Origin of the sequence: Corallococcus exercitus (assembly GCF_042231735.1) — a bacterium.
Taxonomy (GTDB): domain Bacteria; phylum Myxococcota; class Myxococcia; order Myxococcales; family Myxococcaceae; genus Corallococcus; species Corallococcus exercitus_B.
Genome location: NZ_CP102577.1, coordinates 2,148,079 through 2,162,168 on the forward strand (window position 1 = coordinate 2,148,079; position 14,090 = coordinate 2,162,168).

At 72.9% G+C, this 14,090-nt stretch carries 2 protein-coding genes (1 of these 2 running past the window's edge); both read right to left on the reverse strand.

Annotated features, from left to right (window positions below):
• On the reverse strand, positions 1 to 11,592 hold the 5' end (the start) of the coding sequence (locus tag NR792_RS07980; protein WP_375759474.1) for a non-ribosomal peptide synthase/polyketide synthase. 19,050 nt of this gene lie to the left of the window's left edge; the window shows 11,592 of its 30,642 coding nt (coding positions 1–11,592); the start codon lies at positions 11,590 to 11,592; its stop codon lies beyond the left edge, outside the window.
• Between the two features lie 111 nt (positions 11,593 to 11,703).
• Positions 11,704 to 13,938 carry a TIGR02266 family protein gene (locus tag NR792_RS07985; protein ID WP_375759475.1) on the reverse strand — a complete coding sequence of 745 codons (2,235 nt, stop codon included), beginning with the start codon at positions 13,936 to 13,938 and terminating at the stop codon, positions 11,704 to 11,706.
• Positions 13,939 to 14,090: the final 152 nt, after the last annotated feature.

Consider the following 14,090-nt stretch of genomic DNA (forward strand, 5'->3'; position numbering starts at 1 on the left):
CTGCGCCTGGAGCAGCGACGTGCTGATGTCCACCGAGCTGCGGAAGTAGCCGAGCAGCGGCTGGCGCACCGTGCGCAGCACCTCCTGCTCCTCGTCGCCCAGGTACGTGTGCAGCATGCAGGTGATGTGGCCACGGCCCGGGTGGCCGTTGCGGCGCCACGCCTCGCGGTACAGCGCCACCTTCGGCTTCAGCTCCTCCAGCGAGTGCGACAGCAGGCCCGTGAGCACGCCCGCGCCCAGCTCGCCCGCCATGCGGAACGTCTCCGGGTTGCCCGTGGCGGTGAGCCACACCGGCAGCTCCTTCTGCACGGGCTTCGGGCGCAGGCCGACCTCCGCCGTGCTGCCGGCGCCCGCGGGACGCTTGAAGCGCTCGCCGCGCCACAGCGCGCGCAGCGTGGACAGCTTCTCCAGGAGGATGTCGCGGCGCTTCTCGTAGTTGCCCGGCGCGAAGGTGAAGTCCTGCGTGTGCCAGCCTGTGGCCACGGACAGGCCCACGCGGCCCTGGGACAGGTTGTCCACCACGGACCACTGCTCCGCGATGAGCAGCGGATCATGCAGCGGCAGCACCACGCTGCCGGAGCGCAGGCGCAGGTGCTTCGTCACGGTGGCCAGGCCCGCCGCCACCACCGCGGGCTGCGGGTACAGACCGCCGAACGAGTGGAAGTGCCGCTCCGGCGTCCACACCGCGGAGAAGCCGTTCGCGTCCGCGAACTTCGCGCCCTCCAGCAGCAGCTCGTACTTGGGGCCCTGGAGCGTGTCCTCGTCGTTGGCGAAGTAGATGAGGCTCACGTCCATGGCCTTCGAGCGAGGGCCGCCGCCGTGCAGGTTCACCAGCCGCGCGGTGACCTGCTCCGGCGGGAACACGACGCGCAGACCGCGCGTGAGCGCCCACAGCGCCTCCAGCTCCGGACGGTCGGGGGACGGCTCGCTCGCGGACAGCCACGCGCCGCCGTCCGGGGGAGACAGCCGCGTGTCCAGGCCGGTGAAGAACTCCGCCAGCTCCCGGTGCCCCAGCGCCCACGCGGGCTGGCCCCGGCCCGTGGGCAGCAGCCACGCCAGGGCGTGCGGCTCCACGTGCGCGGCGGTGACGGAGGCCCCGGTCGCAGCCGGGACGTCCTCCACGTAGACGACGCGCGCCGCGTCCACGCGCACGGAAGCCGTCAGGGCGCGCGTGGTGACGAGCACCGGCACCGGGGCGCCTTCGGGCGCGTACACCGGCAGGTGTCCCAGGTCGGACGGGCCCAGGGCGACGCACGCGCCCCCCACGCCCAGCACGGCCCACAGCGCGGCCAGCTTCTCCGGCGACGTGCGCAGGCACACGGCCACCGGGGTCCCGGCCTTCACGCCCAGGGCCTGGAGCCGGGAGGACAGGGCCTCCGCGCGAGCCCCCAGCTGCGCCCAGGTCCAGTGCGTCTCCCCCTGGGACAGGGCGGTGGCGTCAGCCTGGCGCGCGCGCCGCTCCGCGAGCAGGGTGGGCACGGGGACCAGCCCCTGCGTGGCGCGAGGCGTGGGCCACGCACGGCGGTCGTCGTCGGTGGCCAGGGGCAGGTGCGCCACCTGCACGTCGGGGTTCGCGAGCGCGGCACCGAGCAGCACCTGGAAGTGCTCCACGAGCCGCGCCGTGGTGGCGGCGTCGAACAGCTCCGCCGCGTACTCCAGCGCGCCATGGACGCGGGTGGGGGACTCGAAGAGGACCAGGGTGAGGTCGCTGAGGGTGGAGCCCCACTGCACGGGCGTGCCCGGCACCTCCACCAGCGAGCCGCGCAGGCCGATGAGCTCCAGCGCCTCCGCGGAGCTCGCGCCCGTGTGGTAGACGAACACGGAGTCCGTCATGCGCCCCCGGCCGATGTCGTGGCCCGGGATGAGCGCCTCCACCAGGTATTCGAAGGGCACGTCCGGGCGCGTCTGCGCGTCGGCGACCTCGCCGCGCACCTGGGCCAGCAGCTCGCGGAACGTGAGCCCGTCCGTGAAGCGCGAGCGGAACGCCGCCGAGTGCGCCACGTAGCCGATGAGCGGCAGCAGCTCCGGCCGCGTGCGGTTGGCGATGGGCGTGCCGACGACGACGTCCGTCTGCCCGCTGTAGCGGTGCAGCAGCGTCTGCCACGCGGCGAGCACCGTCATGTAGCCGGTGAAGCCCTCGCGGCGCGTGAAGGCCAACAGCTCACGGGCGAGCGCGGGCGGGAAGTCCACCGTCATGCGCGCGGAGGAGAGGCGAGGCTCGCCGGAGCGGGGCCGGTCGGTGGGCAGCTCCAACCGGCGCGGCATGCCGGCCAGCCGCTGCCGCCAGCCCTGATCCTGTTCGGTCAGGTGGCCGTTCGCGAGGCTGCGGCGCTGCCACGCCCCGAAGTCCGCGTACTGGAGGGGCAGCGGCTTCAGCGGCGAGGGACGGCCCTGGAGGAAGGCGTCGTAGAGCTGGCCCAGCTCCTGGACGAGCAGGGCAATGGACATCGTGTCGCTGACGATGTGGTGGATGCTCGCGACCAGCAGGTGCAGCTTCACGTCCAGGCGGATCAGCGTGGTGCGCAGGACGGGGCCGTGGATCAGGTCGAACGGCCGGGCGGCGTCCTCGCGGGCGAGGCGCAGCGCCTCCGGTTCGCGCGTCTCCATGGGGCCGCGCAGCTCCACGCGGGTGAGGGGCACGCGCATGCGCGGGTGGAAGCGCTGCACGGGGCGGCCGTCCACGGTGTCATAGGTGGTGCGCAGGGCTTCGTGGCGCTGGACGACCTCCTGGATGCCGCGCTCCATCACGTCCGCGTCCAGGTCCCCTTCGAGCCGGAGGACGAACGGGAGGTTGTACGCGGACAGGCCGGGGTGGTGCTGCTCCAGGCGCCAGACGCGCTCCTGCACGAAGGACAGCGGCAGCTCGCCGCCATCGCGAGGCAGCGGCACCAGCGGGAGCTCCGTGGAGACAGGGGCCTTCGGTGCCTGGCGCAGCAGGGGCTCCAGGCGTCCGGCGATGCCGGCCACGGTGGGCGCCTCGAAGAGGGCGGCCAGGGGCAGGTTGACGCCAAAGGCCTCACGGAGCTGGTTGAGGAGCTGCGCGGCCGTCAGCGAGTTGCCGCCGAGCTCCAGGAAGTCGTCATGGCGGCCCACGAACTCCAGGCCCAGACGGTCGCGCCACAGCGCGGCCACACGCTCCTCGATGTCGCCTTGAGGCGCGTCCTCGCGGCCGGGAGGAGGAGGGGCGGAGGACGGAGAGAGGGCCGGGGCCGAGGGCACGACCGACCCGTGCGAGGACACCCCCGCCTCCGGAGCCGTGGCGAGTGCCACCTCGGAGATCACGTCGGGCGCACGTTCAGCGGGCGCTGCCGCGGCCCAGGGTTCAGGTGCGCGATCAGCGGGCGCGACCGGTGTCCAGGGTTCAGCCGCGCGATCAGCGGGCGCGACCGGAGTCCGCGGCGCCCGGACGGAGCCTCCCGCCGGCGGCGCGAACGGAGACGTCGTGGTGCGTGCTCTCGGCTGCACCCAGACCGGCTTGGTCTGGAACGCGTACGTGGGCAGGTGCAGCCGCAGGCGCTGCTCATGCGCGTAGAACGCGTCCCAGTCCACGGCCACGCCCGCGGTCCACAGCTCGCCCACGGCCTGGAGCCAGCCTGGCTGCTCCGTCGTCTTCCCGCCCACCCGCAGCGACGCCAGCGCGAGGACGGAGGAACCCCCGCCCTCGGGCCGGACCAGGTTCGCGCGCACCAGCGGCGTCACGTCCTGACCGGGGCCCACCTCCAGCAGCACCGTGCAGCCTTCCGCCTGGAGCGCCTCCACCGCGCGGGTGAAGCGCACCGGCTGGCGCATCTGCTCCGTCCAGTAGTCCGGCGCCGCGAGCTGCCCGGGCTGCGCCACCATCCCCGTGAGGCTGGACACGTACCGCACCGCCGGCTCCGACCAGCGCAGCGTGCCCACCACGCGCGCCAGCTCCGGCATCAGCAGCTCCACGTCCGCGGAATGGAACGCGTGCGGCGCGGACATGCGCACCGCCCCGGCCTTCTGGGCCTTCAGCTCGGCCTCCAGCCGCGCCACTTCCTCCACCGGCCCGGACACCACGCAGCGGTCCGGAGCGTTCACCGCCGCCACCGACAGCCGACCCGACAGCAACGGCTGCACCCGCTCCACGGGCAGGGCCACCGCGAGCATCGCGCCCGGCGGCATCCGGTGCATCAGCTCCCCGCGAGCCACCGCGAGGCGCATCCCGTCCTCCAGCGGCAGCGCTCCCGCGACGCACGCCGCCGCGTACTCGCCGAAGCTGTGTCCCATCACCGCGGAGGGCGTGACGCCCAGGTCCCGCCACAGACGCGCCAGCGACACCTGCACGCTGAACAGCGCGGGCAGCGCCACGCGCGTGTCGGAGAGGTCCTCCGAAGAAGCCTCGGCCTCGGGCGCGAGCACGGCCGACACCTTCGCCCGCAGCGGCGCGTCCAGCAGCGCGAGGCACGCGTCCAGGTGCGCGCGGAACAGGGGCGACGCCTCCGCCAGCTCGCGCCCCATGGCCAGCCGCTGCGACCCCTGCCCGGAGAACACGAACGCCACGCGCGGCGCCTTGCCCAGGCTCTTCGCCGGCGTCACCGGCTTCTGGAGCTGCCTCGACAGGTCCTCCGCGTCCTTCACCACCACCGCGCGGCGGTACTCGAAGGCCTTGCGGCCCACGGCGTGCGTGAACGCCAGGTCCGCCAGCGCCAGGTCCCCGACGCCCTTCGCCTCCAACCGCCGCGCCGCCGCCTCCAGCGCCTCCGGCGAGCGCGCGGACAGCACGACGAGCTGGTGGGACCGCGTGGTGGAACCACTCTGCCGCATGGGGGCTTCCTCGAGGATGGCGTGGGCATTGGTGCCACCAATGCCGAAGGAGCTGACCGCGGCGAAGCGAGGCGTCTCGCTCCGGGGCCACGACCGCAAGGTGGTGTTGACGAAGAACGGCCCCGCGTCGAAGTCGATCTGCGGGTTGGGCTGCTCGTAGTGGAGGCTGGGGGGAATCTCCCCGTGGTGCAGCGACAGCGCGGCCTTCATCAGGCCCGCCAGTCCCGCGGCCGTGTCCAGGTGGCCCACGTTCGTCTTCAGCGACGCCAGCGCGATGCGCCCCCGGTGCTCCGAGCCCAGGCCATACGCGCGAGTCAGCGCCGCCACTTCAATCGGGTCCCCCAGCGGCGTCGCGGTGCCATGGGCCTCCACGTAGCCCACGGCTTCCGGGGAGACGCCCGCGTTGGCCAGCGCCTGCGACACCACCGCCGCCTGACCCTGCACGCTGGGCGCGGTGAAGCCGGACTTGTTCCGGCCGTCGTTGTTGAGCGCCGAGCCCCGGATGACGGCGTAGATGGAGTCTCCATCCCGCACCGCGTCCTCCAGACGCTTGAGCACCACCGCGCCCACGCCGTTGCCGGGCAGCGTCCCCTGGGCCCGGGCGTCGAACGCACGGCAGTGGCCGTCCGGGGAGAAGATGAGCCCTTCCTGGTGCACGTAGCCCGTGCGCTGCGGCAGCGACAGCCGCGAGGCCCCCGCGAGCGCCACGTCGGACTGGCCCATCAGCAGGCTCTGGCAGGCCAGGTGCACGGCCACCAGGCCCGTGGAGCACGCGGTGTAGAGCAGCGCGCTCTCACCCGTGAGCCCCAGCTTGAAGGACGCCTTGGTCGGCAGGCTCTCGTGCGTGGCGGTGCCGTTCAGCTCGAAGAAGGACGCCGCATCCAGCGGCATCGCCTGCCGCACGGCCTCCGCGTATCCGGAGGCCGCGGCGCCCGCGTACAGCGAGATGGCGCCGGGGTAGCGCTCCGGATTGACGCCCGCGTCCTCCAGCGCGGCCCACGCGGTCTGGAGGAAGAGGCGCTGCTGCGGATCCGTGAACTGCGCCTCGCGCAGGGACATGTCGAAGAACGCGTGGTCGAACCCCTCCACGTCCTCCAGGACCCCGGCGGCCGGAACGAACGCCGGGTGGTACCAGAGCTCGAACCCCTCTGGCAGGGAGGGCAGGTGCTCCAGCTCCTCCGGTGAGAAACGCGAGATGGACTCCACGCCCTCGCGCAGGTTCCGCCAGAACGCCTCCACCGTCCCCGCGCCGGGGAAGCGGCCCGCCATGCCGATGATGGCGATGGAGCCGGACGCGTCAGGCCTCGACGCCTCGCGCGGGCGGTGGCCGGGCGCGGTGGGCGACGGCGCGGGGGCTCCCGGTGATCGCGACTCGTGCTCCAGCCGCTGGGCGAGCGACTCCACCGTGGGGTGCTCGAACAACCAGACCACGGGCACGTCGCGGCCCAGCGTCTCCTTCAAGCGCGAGGCGAGCCGCATCACGGACAGCGACGTGCCGCCCAGGTCGTTGAACAGGTGGTCCTGCGCGCCCACGCGGTCAGCCCCCAGCTCGCGGGCCCACGTGGAGGCGATCTGCTGCTCCAGGGGCGTGGACGGCGCCACGTAGCGCTCGCGCCGCCCGGTGGAGTCGGCGTCCGGGGCGGGCAGGGCCTTGCGGTCCACCTTGCCGCTGGGGTTCAGGGGCAGGGTGGGGAGCGCCACGAACACGGACGGCACCATGTAGTCGGGGAGCTTGCGGCGCAGGGCCTCGCGCAGCGCCGTGGGCTCCAGCACCTGGCCCGGGCGCGGCATCGCGTAGGCGACCAACCGCTTGTCGCCGGGCACGTCCTCGCGCACCACCGCCGCGGCCTCGTGCACCTCGGGCAGCTCGCGCAGGGCGGCTTCCACTTCCGGAAGCTCGATGCGGAAGCCGCGCACCTTCACCTGGTGGTCCGTGCGGCCCAGGAAGTCCAGCGTCCCGTCCGCGCGCCAGCGGACCCGGTCGCCCGTGCGGTACAGCCGCGCGCTGGGCTCCGCGCCCCAGGCATCCGGCACGAAGCGCTCCGCCGTCAGGTCCGGCCGCGACACGTAGCCCCGGACCACGCCATCACCGCCGAGGAACAGCTCCCCCGGCACGCCTGGCGGCACCGGCTGGAGCCGCGCGTCCAGCACATACGCCGTGGTGTTCGCGAGCGGCCCGCCGATGGGCACCGTCGCGCCCACCTGCTCCGGCCGCTCCACCGTGAAGAAGGAAGCGGCCACGGAGCATTCGCTGGGGCCGTAGGCGTTGATGACGGGCCGGCCCAGGCGCTCCACCACCCGGCGCACATGCGGGGCGGAGATGACGTCGCCTCCCACGTGCACGTCGCGCAGCCGCCCGAGGATGTCCGGCCGGTGCTCCACCAGCTGCGAGAAGAGCCCCGCCGGCAGGTGGACGAAGCTGACCGCGTAGCGCTCCACCACGCGCGCGAGCGTGTCCATGTCTCCGGCGGGGACCTTGCCGGGGAAGATGACCAGCCGTCCGCCGTGCAGCAGCATCGTCCACAGCTCCATCACGGAGCCGTCGAAGGACAACGGCGCGAAGAGCATGCCCGTCTCGCGCGCACCGAGGCGCGAGTAGGGCTCGGCGTGCACGAGGCGCAGCACGCCGCGCTGCTCGGCGGCCACCCCCTTGGGACGCCCGGAGCTGCCGGAGGTGAAGATGACGTAGGCCAGGTTGCGAGGCCCCACGTTGACGGCGGGCGCGGTGACGGGCTGGCCTTCGAGCGCCAGCGCGTCCACGAAGAAGCAGGGCAGGGTCGCGTCGGGCACCCGCAGCCGCTCACGCAGCGCTCGCGTGGTGAGCAGCATCCGGGGCCGGGCGTCCTCCATCATGAACGCCAGCCGCTGCGCGGGGTAGGACGCGTCCAGCGGGACGTAGGCGCCGCCCGCCTTGAGGATGGCGAGCACCGTGACGACGAAGTCCACGGAGCGCTCCATGCACACCGCCACCGGCACGTCCGGGCCCACGCCCCGGGCGCGGAGGAAGTGCGCGAGCGGATTGGCCCGCGCCTCCAGCTGCGCGTACGTCAGGCGGAGGTCCCCGTCCTCCACGGCGATGGCCTCCGGAGTCCGGGCGACCTGGAGCGCGAACTGCTCGGGGAGGGTGCTGTCGGAGGGATAGGCGCGGGCCGTGGCGTTCCACGCGGTGAGCACCTGGTGGCGCTCCGCGGCCGTCATCCAGGGCAGCTCGTGGATGGGCGTCTGGGGGGCCGCGATGGCGGCCTCCAGCAGCACGCGGAAGTGGCCGGCCAGCCGCGCCACGGTGTCCGCGTCGAACAGCTCCGTGGCGTACTCCAGCCAGCCCTCGAAGCCCTGGGGGGACTCCGCCAGGGACAGCGTGAGGTCGAACATGGACGTGCCGGTGTGCACGTCCAGGAGCCGGGACTGGAGCCCCCGCAGGACGGGCGCGTCCACGCGGGCGCCCTGGAGGTTGAACATCACCTGGAACAGCGGCGTGTGCCCCAGCTCGCGAGGAGGCCGGAGCGCCTCCACCACCCGCTCGAAGGGCACGTCCTGGTGCGCGTACGCGCCCAGCGCCGTCTCCCGCACGCGGCCCAGCAGCTCCCGGAACGAAGGCGCGCCCGACAGGCGCGTGCGCAGGACCAGCGAGTTGACGAAGAGGCCGACGAGCCCCTGGAACTCCGCGCGCTGACGGCCCGCGATGGCCGTGCCCACGCTGACGTCGTCCTGGCCCGAGCGGCGGGCGAGCACGGTCTGGAAGGCCGCGAGCAGGACCATGAACGGCGTGACGCCTTCACGCTCCGCCAGCTTCCGGACCAGGTCCGCGAGGCCGGCTTCCAGCACCACCGGGACCCGCGCGCCCGCGGATCCACGCCGCGAGGGACGCGGCCGGTCCGTGGCCAGCTCCAGCAGCTGAGGGGCACCGGCGAGCTGCGTCCGCCAGTACTCCAGCCGCGACTCCAGCGCGGCGCCGTCCAGCGCATCCCGCTGCCAGTCGGCGGCGTCGGCGTAGTCGAGGGGCAGGGCGGGCAGGGGCGACGGGCGGCCCTCGCGCAGCGCCGAGTAGAGGGCGGAGACCTCGCGCACCAGCACCGCCATGGACGTGGCGTCCGACACGGCATGGTGCATGACGAGCACCAGCACGTGCGTCCGCGCATCCAGCGTGAGGAGCGCGGCGCGCACCAGCGGCCCGCGCTCCAGGTCGAACGGGCGGCGGGCCTCTTCGTGGGCCAGGCGGAGCGCCTCGGCTTCGCGGGTGTTGGCGGGCAGGGACTCCAGCGACACGCGAGCCAGCGGCAGGGACGCGTCCGCGGCGATGACCTGCCGGGGCTGACCGGGGGCCTCGCGGAAGGAGGTCCGCAGGCCTTCATGCCGGGCCGCGAGCGCCACGAGGCTGCCCTCCAGCGCGGCCACATCCAGCTCGCCCTCCAGGCGCACGGCGGCGGGCAGGTTGTAGGACACGTCGCCGGAGGCGTATCGGGACAGGAAGAACAAGCGGGCCTGCGACGAGGACGCTTCACGGTCGCCGCCCACGCTCCTGCGGCGGGGCGCGGGGCCCGCAGCGTCACGGAGGGAGGCCAGCCTGTGCGCCAGGGACGTGATGCTCGGTCCCTGGAGGAGCCATTCCATGGGCACCGTCAGCCCTGTGCCGACGCCCACTTCGTGCGCCAGTTCCACCGCGCCCAACGAGTCCAGTCCGTAGCGAGTCACCGGAGCATCGACGTCGATGTCCTCACGGAGCATGCGCACGTGCCGGGCCACGACATCGCGCAACCACGCGACCAGTGCCGCCGCGTCCGGCTTCGCGGCCAGGGACACCGCATCCCGCCCAGCCACCATCTCGCGTGCGCCAGAACCCGCCCCAGTCGCGGATGGGCTGAGGGTTCCAGGAATGTCGGCCCGCCCGGTGGAAGCCTGGGGCCCAGAGGCACCGGAGTCCGGCACGGCCGTGGCCCCAGCGATGCCGGAACCCGAGAGTGCGGCGGAAGATGCGGAGGCTCCAGAACCGCCGACCTCAGCGGCGGTGGGGCGGGAAGCCTCGGACGACGACGAAGCCGCTCCACCAAGTGGTTCCGCCCGCCACGCCGTCACCTCCTGCAACGTCCCCGCGAGGAAGGCCGCGCGGCACGCATGCCGCTGCACCTTGCCGCTGGACGTCTTGGGCAGACTCCCCGGCTCAATCAGCACCACCGCGTGCGCCTGCACCTCGTGCGACTCCGCCAGCCGCTGACGGATGACTCCCACCGCCGCGTCCGCCGCCGCCAACTGCTCACGCAGCCCACCCAACCGCCGCACGTCGATTTCCTGCACGACGACCGCGCGCTCCTCGCCTCCCACCTCCACCGAGAACACCGCGCCGCCACCCGGCCGCAGCGTCGGGTGCGCCCCCTCCACCGTCGCCTCCAGGTCCTGCGGGTAGTGGTTGCGCCCTCGCAGGATGAGGAGGTCCTTGCGCCGCCCCGTGACGTACAGCTCGCCCTCCGGCCGCAGGAAACCCAGGTCCCCCGTGCGCAGGTACGGCCCGCCGTCCTCCCCCGCGATGCGCGCCTGGAACGTCTCCCGCGTCGCCTCCTCACGGCCCCAGTACCCCTGCGCCACGCTCGGCCCCGACACCCAGACTTCGCCCACCTCACCGGGCGCGCGCCGCTCCAGCGTCTCCGGCTCCACGATGGCGATTCGCTGCTCCGCCAGCGTCCGGCCACACCCCACCAGCGTCCGAGCCCCAGGCTCCGCCGCGCCCACTTCCTCCGCGCGGTTCCGCTCCAGCGCTCCACCCGAAATCGTCACCGACACCGGCGGCGCCGACTTCTCGCCTCCGGAGACGATGAGCGTGCCTTCCGCCAGCCCGTAGCACGGGTAGAAGGCCTCGCGCCGGAAGCCGCTCGGGCCGAACGCCTCCACGAAGCGCTCCAGCGTCTCCGGGCGGATGGGCTCCGCGCCGCAGAAGGCCACTTCCCACCGGCTCAAATCCAGCGCCTGGCGCTGCTCCGGCGTGCTCTTGCGTACGCACAAGTCGAACGCGAAGTTGGGCCCGCCGCTGATGGTGCCCCCGAAGCGCGACACCGCCTCCAGCCACGCCATGGGGCGCTTGAGGAACGCCATGGGCGACATCAGCGTCACCGGGAACCCGCCGTACAGCGGCTCCAGGATGCCGCCGATGAGGCCCATGTCGTGGTACGGCGGCAGCCAGATGACACCCACGCTGTCCGCCCGTGCCCCGAAGGCGCCGTGGATGAGCGACAGGTTGTGCAGCAGGTTGCCGTGCGTGAGCATCACGCCCTTGGGCGTGCCCGTGCTCCCGGACGTGTACTGCAGGAACGCGAGCGACTCCGCCCCCATGCCCTCGGGCGCCACCCAGTCCCGCTCGCCGCCCTCCGGCAGCGCATCCGTCGCCATCCAGTGCAGCGCGCGGAAGTCCGGTGCCTGCTCGAAGACGAAGTCCGACAGCTCCAGGATGCCCGACGTGGTGAGCACCACCGACGCCCTCGCGTCCTGGATGATGGCGCGCAGGCGGGGCAGGGTGCGCTCCAGCCGCATCGGGTCCGGCGGATACGCGGGCACCGCCACCGCGCCCGCGTACAGACAGCCGAAGAAGCCCGCGATGTAGTCCAGCCCCGGCGGGTACAGCAGCAGCACGCGCTCGCCCTGCGCGCCTCGCTCACGCAGCGCGGAAGCAATCCTCCGCGCGCGCACGTCCAGGTCGAACGCGCTCCAGACGAGCTCCTCTCCGTCATCTCCCAGGAATGTGTAGAGGGGCGCCCGGGCGGACGGATTTTGGGCAAGCTTCAGCAGGATGCCAGGAAGGCATTGGGAGAGGTCGGTCACGGGGGGGGCCGTCCAAGTGTCGAAAAATTTCGACACTTCATAGCAGCCCGACTGCTCAACCCCGTAGGCACCCCCAGCAATGAATCACGGAGGGCCCTCGACGCCACGCCCTCAAGCGCGGCCGAACAGCCCCTTCAACCACCCCATGAAACCTTTCTGCCTGGACACGACCGCGACGTCCGCGGGTGCCTCCTCGACGACCGGAGGGGACGCCGCCGCGGGGTTGCGCGCCGCCGGAGCCGCGGTCCCCGCAGCCACGACCGGCGGTACCGGTGCCGCCGCGGACTCCTGCTGGGCCAGCCGCGCCTTCACCACCTCCGGCGTGTCGCGGGTGGTGAACGTGCTGACCACCTCACGCCCCGAGGTGCCCTCCCGCGCGGTCACCTTCAGCAGGGACTCGTTGTTCACCTCGAAGGTCACCTGCACCTGCACCGCGCCGCGCGGCTTCTTCGGCAGGCCCGCGAGCCGCAGCGTGCCCAGGTACTCGTTGTCCTGCGCGCGCTCGGAGTCCCCCTGGAAGACGGTGAGCTCCAGCTCCGTCTGGTCGTCCCGGTGCGTGGAGAGCGTGTAGCTCTTGGCGGCCGGCAGCGACACGTTGCGCTCCAGCACCGGCTTGAAGCGCCCACCCGGCAGCCCCACGCCAATGGCCATGGGCAGCACGTCGATGAGCACCACGCCTTCCAGCTGTCCCAGGCTGTGCGCCAGGAGCGCCGCGCCCAGCGCCACGGCCTCGTCCGGGTGCACGCCCTTGCTGGGCGGCCGGCCGAAGAACTTCGTGATCTTCTCGTGCACCAGCGGGAAGCGGCTCTGGCCACCCACGAGGATGACCTCGTCGATGTCCTGCGGCTTCAGCCCCTTGGCCTGGAGGACCTCCTCGCAGACCTGGACCGTGCGGTCCACCAGCCCCTCCGTCAGGGCGATCAACTTCTGCCGCGTGAGCGTGACGTCCAGGTCGTACGGCTTGTTGTCGATCATCGTGATGAAGGCCACGTGCACGCGCATCTCCGAGCGCTCGGAGAGGGCGCACTTGGCCCGCTCCGCCGCGTCGTTGATGCGCTGCAGGGCCACCCGGTCCCCCTGGAAGGCGCGGCCCGTCTGCCGCTGGAACTCCTCCAGGAGGTACTCCACGATGGCGTTGTCGAAGTCGATGCCGCCCAGGAACGTGTCGCCGCCGGTGGAGATCACCTCGTAGACGGTGTCGTGCAGCTCCAGCACCGACGCGTCGAACGTGCCGCCGCCCAGGTCGTACACCAGCACGCGCTGGTTGAGCTTCTTGCCGTAGCCGTACGCCAGCGCCGCCGCCGTGGGCTCGTTGAGGATGCGCTCCACGTACAGGCCCGCGAGCTTGCCCGCTTCGCGCACCGCGTGCCGCTGGTTGTCGTTGTAGTAGGCGGGCACCGTGATGACCGCCCGGGAGATGGGCTGGCCCAGCTGGTTCTGCGCCACCTCGCGCACCTCGCGGAGGATCAGCGCGGAGATCTGCTGGAGCGAATAGATGCGGTCGCCCAGGCGCACCGCCGCCTCACCGCTCTGGCCCGCGGCGATCTCGTAGTGGAAGCGGCCTTTTATCTGCCCCACGATGGGGGACGCGTAGGGCCGGCCCACCAGCCGCTTGGCGCCGTACACCGTCTGGCGCGGGTTGGTGAGCATCTGCCCCTTCGCGGGGTGGCCCACCACCAGCTTGCCGCGCTGGTTGAACGCGAGGATGGAGGGCACCGTGTTGTGGCCCTCGCGGCTGGGCAGCACCCCGGGCTTCGCGCCACGCACGAACGCGGCGCACGAGTTCGTCGTCCCCAGGTCGATGCCGATCACGGGCCCTGTCCGGGGCGGCTCGTCGGTGTTCAGCCCCAGCGAGGCGTCCGTCACCATCTCCAGCGCGGGCGCGGCGGGGGCGTCCATCCGGGGGGCGGCGACGGCTTCCGCGGCCACGGTCGGGGGCAGGGCAGGGGCCGCCACGGGGGCGGGGACGGTGTAGTCCGCGGGGCCCACGCCATGGGGCACGGGCGGCAGGTCGGACTGGGCATGCGGCAGGATGGCGACCGCGGCGTCCAGGAACCGGCGGGTCGGTGGGTCCGCCTCCCCGAACTTCAGGCCCATGCCAGAGATGCCCTGGCCCTGCTGCCCGGTGACGAAGTGGACGATGGCCGCCGTGTAGAGGAGCCGGTCGCCGCCTGCCAGGCGGAGGTCCAGGGTAACGGCCGTGCCAGGAGGGCGCACGGCCTTGGCGCGCAAATAGATGCCGCCCCGGGTGATGTTGCCCCCGTATTTCGCGAGGAACTCCTCGGGGGTGGCGAAGGGCAGCTTGACCACCAGCCCGACCGCCCCCGCTTGATTCAATTCCGCCAAGGCCCGGTCCAAGTCCCAAGAAATGTTGGTGGGACGCCGAGTATCACCCGAAGTCCCTGGGAACGGGCGGCAAAAAACCTTCTTCCGTTGCGCGGCAGCCGCGCAAACCGTATGGACACGCACCCGCCGGGCGCTGGTGCCCCGCGGGGCCT